The sequence below is a fragment of the Flagellimonas sp. genome, assembly GCF_965233845.1.
In the GTDB taxonomy this organism is placed as follows: Bacteria; Bacteroidota; Bacteroidia; order Flavobacteriales; family Flavobacteriaceae; genus Flagellimonas.
The window spans coordinates 37,929-53,337 of record NZ_OZ247584.1 but is presented as its reverse complement, the minus strand read 5'-3'; the positions used below and the strand labels follow the sequence as shown (position 1 = coordinate 53,337).

Annotated in this window: 20 protein-coding genes; all 20 read right to left on the bottom strand. The window is 40.3% G+C overall.

Translation table 11 applies throughout. The annotated features are described in order from the left end of the window. Position 1: 1 nt before the first annotated feature. Complete coding sequence (locus ACO6S0_RS00275) at positions 2 to 367, bottom strand: response regulator transcription factor (RefSeq protein ID WP_422350057.1); 366 nt, start codon at positions 365 to 367, stop codon at positions 2 to 4. Between the two features lie 243 nt (positions 368 to 610). Continuing rightward, positions 611 to 1,456, bottom strand: coding sequence for a glycosyltransferase family 2 protein (locus tag ACO6S0_RS00270; protein ID WP_422350056.1), 846 nt, complete (start codon positions 1,454 to 1,456; stop codon positions 611 to 613). 27 nt (positions 1,457 to 1,483) lie between these two features. Then, the gene (locus ACO6S0_RS00265; RefSeq protein ID WP_422350055.1) at positions 1,484 to 1,786 is read right to left on the bottom strand and encodes an STAS domain-containing protein; all 303 of its coding nucleotides are present in this window, start codon (positions 1,784 to 1,786) and stop codon (positions 1,484 to 1,486) included. 107 nt (positions 1,787 to 1,893) lie between these two features. Next, positions 1,894 to 2,601 carry a LytR/AlgR family response regulator transcription factor gene (locus ACO6S0_RS00260; RefSeq protein ID WP_422350054.1) on the bottom strand — a complete coding sequence of 236 codons (708 nt, stop codon included), beginning with the start codon at positions 2,599 to 2,601 and terminating at the stop codon, positions 1,894 to 1,896. Between the two features lies 1 nt (position 2,602). Beyond that, positions 2,603 to 2,926, bottom strand: a complete 324-nt coding sequence (locus ACO6S0_RS00255) for an Hpt domain-containing protein (RefSeq protein WP_422350053.1) — start codon at positions 2,924 to 2,926, stop codon at positions 2,603 to 2,605. Further along, complete coding sequence (locus ACO6S0_RS00250) at positions 2,919 to 3,977, bottom strand: sensor histidine kinase (protein WP_422350052.1); 1,059 nt, start codon at positions 3,975 to 3,977, stop codon at positions 2,919 to 2,921. The genes ACO6S0_RS00255 and ACO6S0_RS00250 overlap by 8 nt, the downstream gene beginning before the upstream one ends. Beyond that, positions 3,978 to 5,105 carry an FIST signal transduction protein gene (locus ACO6S0_RS00245; RefSeq protein WP_422350051.1) on the bottom strand — a complete coding sequence of 376 codons (1,128 nt, stop codon included), beginning with the start codon at positions 5,103 to 5,105 and terminating at the stop codon, positions 3,978 to 3,980. Then, complete coding sequence (locus tag ACO6S0_RS00240) at positions 5,102 to 7,483, bottom strand: PAS domain S-box protein (protein WP_422350050.1); 2,382 nt, start codon at positions 7,481 to 7,483, stop codon at positions 5,102 to 5,104. The genes ACO6S0_RS00245 and ACO6S0_RS00240 overlap by 4 nt, the downstream gene beginning before the upstream one ends. Continuing rightward, entirely contained in the window at positions 7,476 to 8,018 is a 543-nt protein-coding gene (locus ACO6S0_RS00235) for a heme NO-binding domain-containing protein (RefSeq protein WP_422350049.1), read from the bottom strand. Before ACO6S0_RS00235 ends, ACO6S0_RS00240 begins: the two co-directional genes overlap by 8 nt. Positions 8,019 to 8,096: 78 nt before the next feature. Continuing rightward, positions 8,097 to 8,495 (bottom strand): response regulator, encoded by a 399-nt coding sequence (locus tag ACO6S0_RS00230; RefSeq protein ID WP_422350048.1) that lies wholly within the window; start codon positions 8,493 to 8,495, stop codon positions 8,097 to 8,099. 130 nt (positions 8,496 to 8,625) lie between these two features. Further along, the gene (locus tag ACO6S0_RS00225) at positions 8,626 to 8,985 is read right to left on the bottom strand and encodes an MmcQ/YjbR family DNA-binding protein (RefSeq protein ID WP_422350047.1); all 360 of its coding nucleotides are present in this window, start codon (positions 8,983 to 8,985) and stop codon (positions 8,626 to 8,628) included. A gap of 2 nt (positions 8,986 to 8,987) precedes the next feature. After that, entirely contained in the window at positions 8,988 to 9,311 is a 324-nt protein-coding gene (locus ACO6S0_RS00220; protein ID WP_422350046.1) for a Dabb family protein, read from the bottom strand. A 78-nt stretch (positions 9,312 to 9,389) separates the two neighbouring features. Further along, the gene (locus ACO6S0_RS00215; protein ID WP_422350045.1) at positions 9,390 to 10,013 is read right to left on the bottom strand and encodes a DUF4230 domain-containing protein; all 624 of its coding nucleotides are present in this window, start codon (positions 10,011 to 10,013) and stop codon (positions 9,390 to 9,392) included. Continuing rightward, a complete protein-coding gene (locus ACO6S0_RS00210) occupies positions 10,006 to 10,365 on the bottom strand; it encodes a DUF4260 domain-containing protein (protein ID WP_422350044.1) in 360 nt (119 codons plus the stop codon). The genes ACO6S0_RS00215 and ACO6S0_RS00210 overlap by 8 nt, the downstream gene beginning before the upstream one ends. Then, positions 10,362 to 11,114: a cyclase family protein gene (locus ACO6S0_RS00205; RefSeq protein WP_422350043.1), complete on the bottom strand. Its 753-nt coding sequence runs from the start codon at positions 11,112 to 11,114 to the stop codon at positions 10,362 to 10,364. Before ACO6S0_RS00205 ends, ACO6S0_RS00210 begins: the two co-directional genes overlap by 4 nt. Next, positions 11,111 to 12,247, bottom strand: coding sequence for a radical SAM family heme chaperone HemW (gene hemW / locus ACO6S0_RS00200; RefSeq protein ID WP_422350042.1), 1,137 nt, complete (start codon positions 12,245 to 12,247; stop codon positions 11,111 to 11,113). Before hemW ends, ACO6S0_RS00205 begins: the two co-directional genes overlap by 4 nt. Before the next feature lie 44 nt (positions 12,248 to 12,291). Next, positions 12,292 to 12,846 (bottom strand): crossover junction endodeoxyribonuclease RuvC, encoded by a 555-nt coding sequence (gene ruvC, locus ACO6S0_RS00195; RefSeq protein WP_422350041.1) that lies wholly within the window; start codon positions 12,844 to 12,846, stop codon positions 12,292 to 12,294. A 1-nt stretch (position 12,847) separates the two neighbouring features. Beyond that, positions 12,848 to 13,324: a hypothetical protein gene (locus ACO6S0_RS00190; RefSeq protein WP_422350040.1), complete on the bottom strand. Its 477-nt coding sequence runs from the start codon at positions 13,322 to 13,324 to the stop codon at positions 12,848 to 12,850. Positions 13,325 to 13,424: 100 nt separating this feature from the next. Then, complete coding sequence (locus tag ACO6S0_RS00185; RefSeq protein WP_422350039.1) at positions 13,425 to 14,939, bottom strand: TonB family protein; 1,515 nt, start codon at positions 14,937 to 14,939, stop codon at positions 13,425 to 13,427. Then, on the bottom strand, positions 14,936 to 15,298 hold the full coding sequence (locus tag ACO6S0_RS00180) for a BlaI/MecI/CopY family transcriptional regulator (RefSeq protein ID WP_422350038.1): 363 nt from the start codon (positions 15,296 to 15,298) through the stop codon (positions 14,936 to 14,938). Before ACO6S0_RS00180 ends, ACO6S0_RS00185 begins: the two co-directional genes overlap by 4 nt. Positions 15,299 to 15,409: the final 111 nt, after the last annotated feature.

Here is a 15,409-nt window from a genome sequence, read left to right as displayed (position 1 = left end):
GTTACGCTCGTATAAGTAATTTTTCAACCCGAATGAGCAGCTCTTCCGGATTAAACGGTTTTACCAGATAATCATCCGCTCCCAATTTCAGGCATTCAATCCTGTCGGAACTGCTATCCCTGCAACTGAGTACAATAATGGGTATATTGGCGAAGTATCCACTTTCCTTAATTTTCCGGATCAATTCAAAACCATCCATGTTGGGCATTTCCAAATCTGTTATGACCAAATCCGGAATATTTCCTTCCTGCATCCATGTTAGGGCCGCCAATCCATCTTCCATGGTGGTCACCTGGTAGGACTGTCCCAGAAACTGGGATACCAGCTCACTCAGGGATTGCTTGTCGTCAACAACTAAAATTTTCATAATATCGATTTTAAGATTTGTAGTACTAAACACAATGGAAAAGTAGGATTTATATTACTTTTTAATAATTCTATGTTGTAAAACCAAGGGATGCTGTTGTAAGCGATGAATTATCGGAGGTTAGGCCATTAGCCAGCTTATCGGCGAATGGTCCAGGGCCAAATAACAGATATGGAAACTATGGGCACTCTACTAATATGTAAGCGTCCTTCCTATGCAAGTAGATGTTGTTAAGCAAGTGTTTTAGTTGGATGCCTCTGTTATATCAAGGGCTTCAAAAGTGGCTTCCAAGGAATTTTTTGGGGTTCGGAACCGCTCGTTACAAAAGGGAAATGGCTTTCCCGGTTCCCGCTCCGGCGGAAGTGCTGTAAATACCTCAACATTGACATATTTGAAGGTTCCCAAATTATGCAAGTGGATGGCCAGCATACCGTCATCGCAGCCAGACACTACTCTAAGGTCCGTATCATAGCCTATGGGAAGCAACGCCTCCCTGCGCATGGCCATGGAAACTGCCCTAATATGCTTGATTTTAGTAGTAAACTTTTGGGAGAGTTTCCATCTAAAATAGGCCAATTTAAGCTTGTTTCTAAGTCGCATTTTAGGCGAGAGCTGGAAGTCGTTTTCATAACTCTGCGAGACCGAATAACAGAGCACCAAATCTTTATCGACAAAAAAAGGAAGAGCCATTTTATCTATGTAATAGGGATCGTAGATGGAATCTGGATCCATGGTACATATAATTTGCCCCTTGGCTTCTTCCAGTCCTTTTTGCCGTGCGTAGGTAATACCTTGCTGTGGTTCGCTGACCACTTTGGCCCCAAGCTGTTTCAATATGGACAAGGTTCCTTCATCCGCATTGTTTTCCACAAAAATGACTTCGTATGGTATAATCGTCTTTAAATTGGAAAGCGAAAGTATATGGGCCACCAAGGTGTCCATGGCCCTGTACACAGGGGTAACCAAGCTTACCACGGGTTTCTGAACATCATCCAATAGTTCAAAATAGGTAATCAAACGATTTAAATCCTCAGTACCCAAATTTTGCGGAGTTGCTTTGAAGTAGGGCTGGTAGTCGGTGACATTCATATCGAACCTTTTTAAAATCTTTCTTTGTTAAATACGATCTGGGCTTAGGATATAATTGGTCTTGGTAGAATTGAATACTTCCATAAGGTTGCTGTTCTGTCTTCCAATCAAGGAAACCACTTTATTTTGTCGAGCGGAATTTTGATACAATTTCTCAAAAAAGCGGGCCGCTGTTGAATCAAAATGGGTTACTTTTTCCAGACTGACCACTATATTGTCTTCCTGCTCCAAAACGGCATTGAAGTAAGAGTTCAAAGCCCCTATTTGTTGGGTTGAAACCCGACCTAAAATTTCAAAAATTCCTCGATTTTCACGTATTTCCAAAGACATATTCCAAAAGATTTAATTAAGTGATTTCAATCTCTTTAACATTTTCAAAAAGTGCCTAACTATACTAACGCAAAAGAAACTAAATATTGTAGTTTTTTTCCTACTTTTTATAATAAATTCAATCGTTGCATAAGCTCGGGACGGTTGGATCTGCTAATGGGAATAACATTGCGTTCTATGAGCACGCTATTGTCCTGAATGTCCACGATCTGTGAAAAATTGATAATATATGATCGATGTATTTGCAAAAACTTTGAATCCGGAAGCTTCTCTTTGATTTTCTTAAGTGTTGAATGCACCCTGTATCTCTTGTCTCGGGTCTGAATCTCAATATAATCTCCTTGCGCCTCGATTAATTGTATATCATGGAACTTCAATTTGATCAACCGTCTGTCTATATTGACATACAGGTGGTCTTCTTCATTTAAAGCCCCCTCCTTTTCCAGATTGAGGTTTGCTTTTTGAAATTCACTATGTATTTTTTTTGCGCATTTATGAAATCTTTCTGCAGATATTGGTTTAACCAAATAATCTAAAATAAAGTCATAACCGTAGGCTTCAATGGCAAAGTCCTTATCGGATGTGGTAAAAACAATCTTGGGCGGATTGGCCACGGTTTCCACAAAATCCACTCCTGTAAGCTTGGGCATATGGATATCCAAAAAGATAAGGTCCACTTGGTTGTTTTTAAGGAATTTGAGCGCTTCCAAAGCATTGGGGAATTCAGCAACCACCTCCATTTCCGGAATGGTGTTGCAGAGCTCCTTTATGATGGCCCTAGCGCTCCCCTCATCATCTACTATAATACATTTCATTTTACGCAATTTTTAAAATGAACCCTTCAACCGATTCCAAAATCTCATGAAATTGATCCTTGAGCTTGGTATTTCCATCTTTAAGATCCTCTTCATACTGAATGGCCAATTTGTAGCCGCCCGTAAGTCCAAGAATCCCTAATTTATGCTTGATCTTATGCACAACTTTTGCCGATTCTTCCAAATCATCACCTTCCAAAAAGGAGAAGTAATCCTGTTTTTCCTTGGGAAATTCGGTTTGGATAATGTTGAGGAATTTCTTCTCAAAATCTTCATTGCCCCCTGATATTTCCTTTATGTAGTCCAGATTTGGTACTTCAGACATTGTGCTTATTTTTAATAGTGAAAAAGAAGGTGGTACCCTTGCCCTCTTCCGAGGACAACCAAATATCTCCCTTGTAGAAATTGATTATTTTCTTTACCAAAGCGAGTCCAATTCCCGTTGCGCCTGAATTGTTCTCCAATTTTTTGAACATACCAAAAATGCCATCCTGAAGATGTTTTGGAATTCCCTTGCCATTATCGGAAACACTGAACATCCACCCATCCTCCTCTTCCATAACATCAATCATGATCATCCCTTGCGGATTGTGCTCTGTTGCCGTAATGGCATTGGTCATCAAATTTTTGAACAACTGCTCCAGGCGGTATTTTCCCGTATATAGTTGGGGTAGGTTCTTGCTCTTTTTAATGGTAATGTTTTCAGGAACATAAATGGTCCTTTCTATTTCTTCAATGAGCTGACCTAGATCTAGAACCCCCGCACTTTCTTGAATGGAGTCTATAGTGGAATGGCGCAAAATACCATCAATAAGACTGTCCATTTTGGCCAGGTTCTGAAAAATGAGCTGGACATTTTCCCTGCTTTGCTCTTTAAACTCTTCCTGTCCGTCATCAAAAACCCAACTTACCAGGGAATGGACGTTTCGTATGGGGGATTTCAAATCATGCGAAACCATATGGGCATAGTTGTTCAATGACTCGTTTTGCTGTTCCAAATTCTTGAGAAGCATATCTTTTTCTGCGGTCATCTGCACCAATTTAAGTGCTTGTCTTTCAATATCCTCCACCAATTGTTGGGGATTAAAGTCCAATGAGCCATTGATCCTATCATTGGTTTTGTCCTGCATGGAAACCACGGCCTTTCTTAGAGACTCCAGTACCTTACGCTGACTTTTTGCCTCTTTGTTCAGCCGTTGGTTGGCTGCATACAGTTCTTCCGAGCTTAAAGACGTGGCCCTTTGGATCATTTTCAGCTTTTGGTCAAAATCTGAATACGACTTATCCACAGAATCAAGGAACATCTTCATTTCTGGATGCTCCGCCAATTCCTTGGGCAAAAATTTCTTTAATTGTCTTTTAAGCAGGGAGTGCATTTATTCGCTCAATAGAGTTAAGGTCATGGTTTGATTGTGCAATTGGCACTCATTTTTTCCAGCAAATGGGGCCATTTCCCCATAAGAGTAAAATCCGGTGATACTGGCTTGTTCACCAATCACATCGGCTACCTCTTCAATTTCGTCCTCGGTACGTTGGTCCAGCACCAATTTGCGACCCACACAGCTGACCAAAATGGCCAACTCCGGTTTGTTTTCTCTATCCCGCATGGCCAATTCCGCAGCATTACATGCGCCTTCTGCAATGTCATCCATAGTGGACATCATTAACTGCACCTTGGAGTTCATGGGCACATCTCCCGCCAAAATCATCGAATTTGCCTCCTCATCAATATTGAGAATGGTACGCACCAGAGGTTCGGAATCCTCACTCTGTTGTACCGTAAGTGGATACAGCAATGCGGCTTGGGGAAGCTCAGCTGCCTTTTCTCCCAAGTATTTTTTGTAGAGATCCAGGGCGGGCTTTCCATCAATCTCGAAGAGCACATTACCTTCAGATTTGGTAATGGTCCGCTCTGGACCAAACGGAGTCCAACCTCCAAAGTTGGCGTAGCTCACTTCCAAGGCCTGGCCATAAAGTCCAATGGCTACGACTTCTCCTTGCTTCGGATTTTCATTGTAAGACGTCAAAGTTTTTTCAAAACGGGCACCATCACCACAAAGTCCGCCAGTAATGGAAGCCTTAAACCCTTCAACAGATTCCAGGCCTTCAATAAGGCCACTTCCATTCACAAAACTACCGTCGGACACAATAAACAAATGATTTAACTCATCCATATTGAACTGCTCCGAAATACTAGCTCCCATTTTTTCAATGTCCACAAAATCCTTGATGTTTTTGCTTACGATTTCAAATTGGGTTTTTTCAAACTCAATGGCGGTAATGGTAATACTTTCTTCGTACACACTGGTCTCCATGATCTCTCCGGAGGTAGATCCAAAAACCAGATGTCCATCTGGATATAAATCCCTTATCTCTTGATATACATCTTTGGATTCCAATAGGAATCGATCCCCAAAAACCAAAACCAATGGTTCCTTTAAAGGTTGGTTTTGAGTAAACTCCCAAGTTCCTCCTTTTAACTTTTTAGCTTGATTTACTTTCATGATTTCTTGTTTTTAATTTCTTTTTTAAGGGTGAAGAAAAAGGTGGTTCCTTTGCCTATTTCACTTTGCAACCATACTTTTCCTTCATACCGGTCAATAATTTTTTTAACTATGGATAATCCAATCCCTGTAGATCTTTCCTTGTTTCCTATGGACTGAAAAATCTGGAAGATTTTTTCGTGATACTCTTCTGGAATTCCCACGCCATTGTCCTTTATACTGAACTCCCAATGCGTGGAATGTTCCTTATAATCTATTTCGACCAATCCATCCTTTTTGTCAATATTCACCACCGCATTGCTCAAAAAATTCTGGAACAATTGATGGATTTTGGTTTTATCGGCCTTAATGGTTGGTAAAGTTTGTGTGGCCTTGATGCGAACGTGTTCCGGGATATAGATGATCTCCTTTATTTCTTGAATCACTTCGTTCACATCAACTGTGGTACTGTCCAAAACATCATTGTTGACCGTTGAATATTTTAAGATTCCACTGATCAACTTATCCATTCCCTCAATTTTTTCCTGCATCATTTTAAGGTTGTACCTCCCGTTTTCATCCAGAGTGTCCTTATAATCATCGTAAAGCCAAGTGGCCAAGGCACTGATACTCCTCAATGGGGACTTAAGGTCATGAGAAACAATATGGGCGTATTCCTGCAAGCCCTTATTACTGTCCTCCAGTTCTTGCAACAGATTTTCCTTTTGAAGCTCCAGGTGCTTTTGGTCCGTAATGTCCAAGTGGATTCCAATGGATCCCACAACATTTCCGGCATCGTCATATCTTGGGGCGCCACTGAGCAACCAGAATCTTTTTTCTCCGTTGGCAACCTTAACGGCAACTTCATAGGAATCCGAAATTCCCTTTTTTCTTTTTTTGTTGTGCTGTTTTAGCTTTTCACGGTCTTCTTCATACAACTGAATGACGTCTTCGGTGTTTTTCCCGATCAGTTTATCTGTAGGCAACCCGATCATATCACTAAAACTGTGGTTTACCATAAGGATGTTCTCATCGTTGTCCACTTCAACCAATCCTAAGTTCATATTTGCAATGATGCTTCCGTATTTTTCTTTTTGTATCTCTAGGTTTTTCCTATAATTCTTGCGTAGGGTAATGTCATTATAGCTCCACAAGTGACCTTTGTACTCCCCATTGCTGAAAAGTGGGATATAATCTCGTTCAAAAGTTCTTCCATCCAACAATTCCATTTCATCTGCCGTTGCAACCTCCTTCCTGCGGACCACCTGATCAATTTGTTTTAATACCACATCAGGATCCGAGAACATGTTCTTGTATTTGTGGATGGACTTTTCCCCATTTACACCCCTGATGGCATCCGGAGAAACTGGAATGCCAAAAAGATCACAGAATTTTTGGTTGGCCAGTACCACTTTGCGATCCTGGTCCTCCAACAAAATTCCGGTTTGCAGGTTTTTGATCAAGGTGGCCATTCGCTCTTCAGAGGCCCTAATTTTTTCCTCAGCCTCTTTTTCCCGAGTGATGTCCTCGATCATTGCTACACTGTACTCTATATTTCCTTTGGAATCCAATACGGTACTCATGGAAGTTTTGCCGTAGAGGGTCTCCCCATTCTTTTTGTAAAACTTTCGAACAATGGAGAACTTTTTGGTGTCGTTCTCCAAGCTCTTCTTCAATAGGTCATCGTATAGGTTGCTGTCCTCAAGGGAAGAAATATCATCTATAGATCGTTTTTTCAAAGCTGCCTCTGAATATCCCAAAAGTTCAACAAAGGATTTATTGGCTTTTATGATCTTGTCATCCACAATCAACAAAATGCCCAAAGAGGAGTTTTCCACTATAATGTCCTGTTGCTTTTTTTGATCCTCCAAAAGCTTCCGTATCTCCACTTCCTTTGTGATGTCCCGAATTACCCCCTGGGCCGCAATGGGTTGACCATTTTCATTATAAATAAGACTGGCATTGATGTTCACAAATTTTTCCTCGGAGTTTTTGGTGATGATCTTTGCAGAGTAATTCTTTAGGATTCCTACCTGCAACAAAGTTTGGAACGACTCTGCTGTGTACTCAATATAATCTGGATGGACAATGGATGACAGTTGAATTTCTTCTTTGGTATGATCGAACCCCAAAAATTCTTTTGCCGATGTATTCATATTGATGACGTTGGTCATCATATCCATGACCACATAAGGGTCTATGATATTGACAAAAGCACTATCTATCCGATCCCCCTTTTTATTGATCAAGGCCTCCAATTTCCCATTGGCCTCCTTAAGGTGCAGGGAGGCATCATAAAGCTCCTTAGCCTTTGTTTCCAAAAGGCTTTCGGCAGTCTTTCGGGCTTTTTTCTCCCGTTCCAGTGCCCGCTTTAGTATGGAAATTTCGGAATTAGCCATTTTGGACAATCGCAAACTTTACTTCTGTGCCTTTTTCGTTTAAGAGTTTATAATCTACCTGGACGTTTTTTCCAAAATGTTCAAAGGTCTTTTCAATCAATCCATGCGCTAGGGCATACAACCCTCTTGAAGAAATGTAAATCATTTCCAAGCTATCTTCGGTCTTGGACAGTATTTTAAATCGCGGAAGTTCTGCGTCTGGATACAGTTTTCGTACATGCACATGTATATGATCCTCTATACCATACAAAAGACCCATGGGGTTTCTATAACTGGCTACTACCTCAGGGTGGGCAGAGATCAATCCGCCAAACAAATAAAGCCCAAAGGAATACAGCAATTTTTCCTGGGTAACTTCTGTTTGTTTGCTTAGTTCTCCAATGAGACTTACCATCTCATTGAAATCATATGTACCTACGGATGTATACGCCCCTCCAGAAGGGAGGTCGCAATTTTCTATTATGGAATCAACAATCCCAAGTCCATAGTTGGACTCGACCATTTCCAAAAACTCGGTGAATACAATTCCTTTCACAATAAAGAATATTATGAATTAAATGTAGGAATAGTACTACCTAATTATAAAAATAATGTTGTGAAAACGGGTTTTTTGTTAGCCTTTGATCAATTCACTGATTTCCCAGTAATCAAAAACCTTCTTTAATTTGGATTCGTAATCCTCATATTTTAAAGGCTTTATGATGTAACCGGCAATTCCAATCTCGAAACATTTTAGTAGATCTACTCGATTTTCGGATGTGGTCAAAATGATGACCGGCAGGTATTTAAGTTTTTCGTCCGATTTTATTTTGGTCAGAAACTCAATACCACTCATTCGAGGCATGTTCAAATCCAAAAGGATGATATCGGGCAAGCTCTCACCATTAAGAATTTCGAGAGCCTCCTCTCCATTTTTGGCCTCGATGATCTTATGCTTGGATTGAAACTTAGAAATTGCCCGTTGCAATTTCATGGTCTCTATCATATCGTCTTCTATGAACAGCACATTCATGATCTTATTCGATTTAGTACACAAATTTGGGGAATCACAATCAGAAAAAGACTACAAAATGGTTAAATACAAAAAAACTATCGATGAACTGTAGTTTTGTTTCGATGAACCAAACACCGTATCCACCAAGCTACCCCAAGGAAGACAGCTCGTCTTTTAGCTTTTTGGTCAGTCCAGAAACTACTAAATCATAGGAATGGTCAACAAGTTCTCCAATAAGATTTGGAGGAAGTTGTTCCAACAACAAGGTATTCCAGTGCTTCTTACTCATATGGTAGCCGGGAATAATATCGCCATCGTATTCCTCCCGTAACTCTACCGCCCGTTCTGGATTGCACTTGAGGTTGCATTGCGGGGGTAAACGCTCCAAGGCAATAAGGGCAAACATTTTACCCATGACCTTGAAAACCAAGGTTTGTTCGTCAAAAGGAAATTCCTCCGTTACCCCTTTTTTCCGTATACACAGCTCCCTAAATTGTTCAACGTTCATCCTTATAAGCCTAAAGAATCATATACAATGACCTTTTTCCACAAATGTTTGCACTCATCAATGAACGTCAAGTGCGCCTGCTCCTTTTGGTATCCTTCCTGTGCCTCTGCAGATTCAAACGTAACAATCAAGGAATAGGTAAACGATCCGTCCACCACCTCTCTGGTTGCCTTGGCCGGTGTGCCAATAAAGTTGGTCTTGGCAAACTTGGAATTGTCCAGGAACTTCTTTAGCGAAGCTTCAAACAGGTCACGGTCAGCCTGGTTGTCCGGGTTATTGAACCAAAAGTACACCGTGTGTGCAAAAGCGGAATCAAAAGTATTCATACTGTCTTGGGTTTGCGCAAGGGACATGTTAACAATGCCCAATAAAAATAAAGTTATAAATGCAGTTCTCATAGGTTTCTATTCTTCCAAAAAGTGTTTATCGCGATTTGTTATTTCCAAGGCGGAGTAGTCCAAGGTCCATCCAATGGTCTCCACTATCTTTTCCACTAAAAATACGGCTTGTAATGCTTCTTTGCGCGCAGTATCCATAAGTCCACTTTCTGGGATTTTTTGTTTGATATGGTCTTTGGCTTCTTGGTTTACATTGGTAAGGTCATCCGGGGAAAAGCTATTGAACAATCCATTTTTAATATCATAGAACTGAAGCTCCGGTTCTATGGAAAGTACTTCAGGTTGCGGAAAATTATCGAGGATTATCCTTTTGCGTTTGTCATCGGCCCTTAGATTCAGTTTGGTAAGATCATATCCTATTTGTGCCTTGGCCTTAACTATGATCAACGCCTTTTTTTTGCTGCTCAATAAACTGAACAGTCCTTCTTTGGTGTTTTCGTAATTGTATATCTCCGCAAAATCCCCTTCCACCGAAACCAGTTTGCACACGCTTCTGATCTTATCCAGCAAAACGGTGGACTGCTGTTTGGTCAAATCCTTGTTTTTCTTTTTTCGAAACAAAGAGAACAGCCAGTACATGAGTATGGCGCCCAAAATCAGACCGAGTATAACTTCTAGAATATCATCCATTTCCTTTCCCCACTTCTCCCAAATGGGTAAACTTAAATCCTTTGTAATATTTTAATCCATAGCCAAAAATCCTATCCATGGAGGCATGAGAAAACAAAATCACCCCGATTATTTGAACCAATGGCATGGACCAAAACACACCAGCTAAATAAATCAAAATAGCCAATCCTTTATGATGAAATATGTTATAAATAATTGCCCCAATCCTATTTCCTAACAAATACCCCAGCATTCCTATGTCGGGCAAAAGAATCAATGCTAAAAACAACCACCAAGGAAAGTCCAACAAGCTATAAAGATACAGCCCTAACACAAACATGGCTACCTCTTCAATTTTTAGTACACTTTTCATAGGTTCTCTATTTGATATAAAACCGGCCTACTGGGACTGGCATCGTTTTCAAACGGGGCCACTTGTAGATTTAAGAAATAAGGGCCGTCCTTGATCTCATTGTCCACATAGACCAACTCGGTAATTGTGGCATCCAGTCTAGGTGTCTCAGCAGTGTTCCAGAACGTATGGTGACCTGCCAGTGCCCCTCCATCTTTTTCCTTATCCACAGATGGAAGATCCACCAATAAATGCAAGATTCCTTTATTCACCAAAAACTCCAAGGCTTCCTGTAGCAAAAAAGGCGGATTGGTGTTGGAATAGTTTTGTGCACACTTGCTTTTTAAGTTGGGAATGGTTCGGATTATTACAGCTTCCCTTTTTTTGGTGCCAAGTGCATAGCGAAGCTGCTTTTCCGAAATCACGAAATCCTTACCTTGTCTTTCAGGAGCTACAGTAATCACTTCAGCCCAAAAAAAATAACGTTTTAATTTTTGATTGACCGAATGAAACGCCTTTGTAATATGACCCAAGCATTCCGTATGGGTCACATGGGAATGCGGGTTGAACCAAATGTCATTAAAATTGGTGGAAGCACCCTCAGATACCTTTCCAATGAACTTCCCTTCTTGATGTGGTACTATTCTAGGTGGATCCAAATACCACGCGTTGACATTGTCTTTATCTCCCCGTAAAGGGATGGAAATGTCCAAGGGTTTGGACAAATCTATTTTATAGTTTTTTGAATTGTACTTGATGGTAGCGATCATAAATCCAAGTTAACCATAAAAAGGTCCGAAGCAATTCCGTCCACCAAAAATTTTCCTTTTTGCGTAGCCGTCAGCCTGCCATCGTTTAGCATGAGCAATCCCGAATCAAGAAATTTTTTGCCTTGTTTATTTATATGCCGCAGATAGTCTACACCATATTCTGCCTCCACTTTTTTCAGGGAAACACCCCAAATGGTACGTAAGCCGGTCATGACATATTCATTATATCTATCCGTCAAAGTCAGTTTTTCTTTCTCGGATGGTAATTCTCCTGCTTGAATGGCTTTTATATACTTATTGTTGTTCCGTACATTCCAACTGCGGTTTATCCCATCAAAAGAGTGTGCTGATGGTCCTATACCTATGTACGTCTTGCCTTGCCAATACGAAGTATTGTTCTTGGAAAAGAAACCCGGTTTTCCAAAATTGGAAATCTCGTAGTTTACAAAACCATTTGCCTCCAACATTTCCACCAAGAGAAGGAATTGTTCTTGGGCATGGGCATCATCAACATCCGCCACCTTGCCTTGCTCTATAAATTTCTTTAGTGCTGTTCGGGGTTCCACGGTAAGGGCATAACTGGAGATATGGGGTAGGCCAAAAGCAAGCGCCTTTTTAATATTGGATTTCCAACGATCATGATCCATCCCTGGAATACCATAAATCAAATCGATGGAAATATTTTCAAAGTATTTTGTCGCCTCGGAGATGCAATTTGCGGCCTCATCTGCACTATGCGCACGATTCATCAACTCCAAATCCTCATCGTAAAAGGACTGGATTCCTATACTCAATCTATTGACCGGGCTATTGGATAGTTGTTCTATTCGATTTTTGGATAGGTCATCAGGATTGGCTTCTAGGGTAATTTCCGGATTTGGGGTGACCTTGAAATTAGTATAGACCTGATCAATGAGCATTTCAATTTCAGTATTTTCCAAAATTGAAGGTGTTCCTCCCCCAAAATAAACAGTTTCCACTTCCGTATCTCCCAATTCAACTTTACGTTGTCGAATTTCTTTGCAAAGCGCTTGCAGCATCAACTCCTTTTTTCCCAATTGTGTGGAAAAATGAAAATCGCAATAGTAACAAGCTTGCTTGCAAAACGGGATGTGGATGTAAATACCGGACATGCTAATAATGAGCCTCTAATTTGCACATTAATAATTAAAAATTTTTAATTATTAATTTTCTTCGGATTCTGCTTCACAAAAGCTTCCCATCCCGTATAGCTTTTTCCTATATCTACTCTACCTTCATTGTAAAAATGGCAAACTGCGGCCGCCAGTCCATCCGTGCTATCCAAATTTTTGGGGAGGGATTTTAATTGGAGTACGCTCTGAAGCATTTTGGCCACTTGTTCCTTGCTGGCATTTCCGTTTCCGGTAATGGCCATCTTTATTTTTTTGGGCATATACTCCGTAATGGGAATTTGTCGAGAAAGTCCAGCAGCCATAGCCACTCCTTGCGCCCGGCCCAATTTCAACATGGACTGGACATTTTTTCCATAGAATGGGGCTTCAATGGCAATTTCATCTGGATGATAGGAATCTATCAGTTCCAAGGTACGGTCAAAGATGAGCTTTAGCTTGGTATAGGGATCGTCGTATTTTCTGAGGAGCAACTCATTCATCTGGACAAATTGCATTTGTTTCCTTACCACCTTAATGATTCCAAACCCCATTACGGTAGTCCCTGGATCTATTCCTAAAATAATCTTTTCTGTTGCCAAACTATGGTTGTGTATTGAGAACTACCGGAAGACGAAAACGCATGCTTACTTTTTTGGCTCTTTTTACAGCTGGAGCCACGGTTAAATCCTTTAGTTGGTTTCTAATCTGCTCATTAAAATCCTGGATTTCTGCCAAAATACTTGGGCTAACCTCCATTTCCGTAATAGAGATAAAGCCATCCTCGTCTACCTTAAAATCAATAAGGACGGTATCGTTCAAATCGTTTTTGACCTCCCACTGCAAGCTCTCCAAAGCTTCGGATACCAATCTTGTCATTTCCGTTCTAAAGCACTCTCGTTGGGTTGCTTTGGGTGCCATTTCATCACAATTGTCAAACAAGGGGTATTGGTCCACTTCGTTCCAATCAATTTCCTGCAGCTTGTCATGTACTAGTTTATCGGTCTTTTCCTCCCTGGACATGAACAGCTGGCATGAGGATAAAACAAACAAAAACAACACTGCTAAACACTTGCGCATACGGCCCCATGAATTTGGCTGAAATTACGATTTTTTGACCATACCCTTAAACCAAAAAAGGCCCGAAAAACTTCGGGCCCTTTATTTTGGATTGTCAATATCATTGAAGTTTAAAGGATATGGGAATGCTAAACGGGACACCGACCGGTTTTCCTTTCTGCTTTCCTGGAATCATTTTTGGCAATTTAGAAATTATCCGAACTGCTTCATCTTCCAACAACTTGTGGGGGCCTCGTTGTCGAATCCCAACAACTTCTCCCTCCATGTTGATCCGAAAAATAATGCTCACCCTACCTTGAATTCCTTTTTCCTGCGCTTCCTCTGGATATTTAAAGTGCTTTCGGATATGTTCCGTAATGTTTTCCATAAAACAAGCTCTTTTATCCAAGCTATTTTCACAGCCAGGGTAAATCGGTACCTCTTCAATAACTGCAAAAGGCACTTGAACCCCATTGGCATCCTGACCATAAATGGTTCCAGCATTAATATCTGACGAAAACACACCAGCATTAATGTCTGACGAAACTATGGTCATGGTCGCTAGAATGGCCTTCTCTCTATTTTTAAACCGGATAATTGATCCGTTGGTCGCGCTCTGATAAAGTATAAATGAATCCTCATCCTTTAATTTAAATTGCCAGTCATCGCCGCTATCTGAAAGGGCTTCGAGTTTATAGTAAAGTGCATCTAGCTGTGCCAAGGAGAGGTTGTTCACATCCTCCACGATCATCTCCTGATCACGAACCTGAAATTTTTCTTCACTTTCACAGGAAGTATAGACTAGCATCCCAAAAACTAGAGGCAGAAGCATACCATATTTCAATTGATAAATTGATTTTGACTTTTTTCTTGTTAACATGACGATTCGTTTTTTGATTAATGATTTTTTATAAAACTGATTGACTAGACTGAAATTCTGACTGTGGAAAACCTCTGAAAGCAACAATTCGTACTGCTCCTTTTTACTTGTTTTGGATGCCTTGGCATCTGCTATAAATTCATGGAGTTCAGAAATACGTGATTGATACAAGTAGACCAGTGGATTAAACCAGAATGCAATCCGCATCAACTCAAAAAAGATTAAATCCAAGGAGTGTAGCTGCTTTACATGGACCAATTCATGCTGGACTATGTGTTCCTGCTTTTCCTTTGGAATTTCTTCTCCCAAAAAGACATTTTTAAGAAAAGAGAAGGCCGCCGAACTTTTGGGAATTTTAATTTCGGTGTACTCCTCATAATATTTGGTTTTCCCTATCGCTTTTAAGTGGTACAATCGGAAGAGTTTCACAACAAACCAAATAGCCATGATCAAGGCACCTATGGCAAACAGCACATACTCCCAGGAATTGGGTTCAAACATTGAAGTTTCCATACCAGATGGCAATAGCACCGCCTCATCCAATTGCAAGAAAAACGTCTGATATTCGATCAGGTTTTCCGGAACATTGGTTTGTAGTGCTTCGATTTTTATCCAGGGAAGTATCAAGGATAAAGTAAAGCTCGCCAAAAGATAAAACCGGTTCCATTGAAGAAAGGTCTCCCTTTTCAATAGCAAGTCATAGACCAATAAAAAGACCAATTGAATGGTCAAGCTCTCTAATAGATAAGTAATCATTCCGTATCTTCTTTAATGGTTTTCATAATCTCCTCCAGCTCACTTAAGCTGATATCGTTCTTTTTCATAAAAAAAGACACCATACTTTTAAAGGAGCCTTGAAAGTAACCGTCCACCAATTTGGATATGGACTGATTGCTATATTCTTCCTTTCGTACCAAGGGAAAATACAGGTGACCCTTTCCTACTTTTTCATGACTCACAAAGCCTTTGTCCTCCAAAATTCGAATAATGGTAGACACTGTATTGTAGGCAGGTTTGGGTTCAGGCAATTCATCAATAATGGAAGCCACATTGGCCTTTTCCAATTTCCATAAAAACTGCATTACCTCCTCTTCCGCCTTTGTCAACTGTTTCATTTTTCAACTAAGTTTTTAGTTTAAACTCGAAGCAAATATAACTAAAAATTTAGTTTAAACTAATTTTATAGTTGAAAATGTTCTTTTTACACCTCAAGCTGTAACATTTGA

What these genes read in the sequence shown, in the direction of transcription:
- ACO6S0_RS00260 (WP_422350054.1), bottom strand. Translation starts at nt 2,601, where the DNA reads ATGAAATGTATTATAGTAGATGATGAGGGGAGCGCTAGGGCCATCATA.
- ACO6S0_RS00270 (WP_422350056.1), bottom strand. Translation starts at nt 1,456, where the DNA reads ATGAATGTCACCGACTACCAGCCCTACTTCAAAGCAACTCCGCAAAAT.
- ACO6S0_RS00265 (WP_422350055.1), bottom strand. Translation starts at nt 1,786, where the DNA reads ATGTCTTTGGAAATACGTGAAAATCGAGGAATTTTTGAAATTTTAGGT.
- ACO6S0_RS00240 (WP_422350050.1), bottom strand. Translation starts at nt 7,483, where the DNA reads ATGGCTAATTCCGAAATTTCCATACTAAAGCGGGCACTGGAACGGGAG.
- ACO6S0_RS00205 (WP_422350043.1), bottom strand. Translation starts at nt 11,114, where the DNA reads ATGATCGCTACCATCAAGTACAATTCAAAAAACTATAAAATAGATTTG.
- ACO6S0_RS00210 (WP_422350044.1), bottom strand. Translation starts at nt 10,365, where the DNA reads ATGAAAAGTGTACTAAAAATTGAAGAGGTAGCCATGTTTGTGTTAGGG.
- ACO6S0_RS00220 (WP_422350046.1), bottom strand. Translation starts at nt 9,311, where the DNA reads ATGAATACTTTTGATTCCGCTTTTGCACACACGGTGTACTTTTGGTTC.
- ACO6S0_RS00255 (WP_422350053.1), bottom strand. Translation starts at nt 2,926, where the DNA reads ATGTCTGAAGTACCAAATCTGGACTACATAAAGGAAATATCAGGGGGC.
- ACO6S0_RS00190 (WP_422350040.1), bottom strand. Translation starts at nt 13,324, where the DNA reads ATGCGCAAGTGTTTAGCAGTGTTGTTTTTGTTTGTTTTATCCTCATGC.
- ACO6S0_RS00185 (WP_422350039.1), bottom strand. Translation starts at nt 14,939, where the DNA reads ATGATTACTTATCTATTAGAGAGCTTGACCATTCAATTGGTCTTTTTA.
- ACO6S0_RS00245 (WP_422350051.1), bottom strand. Translation starts at nt 5,105, where the DNA reads ATGAAAGTAAATCAAGCTAAAAAGTTAAAAGGAGGAACTTGGGAGTTT.
- ACO6S0_RS00215 (WP_422350045.1), bottom strand. Translation starts at nt 10,013, where the DNA reads ATGGATGATATTCTAGAAGTTATACTCGGTCTGATTTTGGGCGCCATA.
- ACO6S0_RS00275 (WP_422350057.1), bottom strand. Translation starts at nt 367, where the DNA reads ATGAAAATTTTAGTTGTTGACGACAAGCAATCCCTGAGTGAGCTGGTA.
- ACO6S0_RS00180 (WP_422350038.1), bottom strand. Translation starts at nt 15,298, where the DNA reads ATGAAACAGTTGACAAAGGCGGAAGAGGAGGTAATGCAGTTTTTATGG.
- ACO6S0_RS00225 (WP_422350047.1), bottom strand. Translation starts at nt 8,985, where the DNA reads ATGAACGTTGAACAATTTAGGGAGCTGTGTATACGGAAAAAAGGGGTA.
- ACO6S0_RS00230 (WP_422350048.1), bottom strand. Translation starts at nt 8,495, where the DNA reads ATGAATGTGCTGTTCATAGAAGACGATATGATAGAGACCATGAAATTG.
- hemW (WP_422350042.1), bottom strand. Translation starts at nt 12,247, where the DNA reads ATGTCCGGTATTTACATCCACATCCCGTTTTGCAAGCAAGCTTGTTAC.
- ACO6S0_RS00250 (WP_422350052.1), bottom strand. Translation starts at nt 3,977, where the DNA reads ATGCACTCCCTGCTTAAAAGACAATTAAAGAAATTTTTGCCCAAGGAA.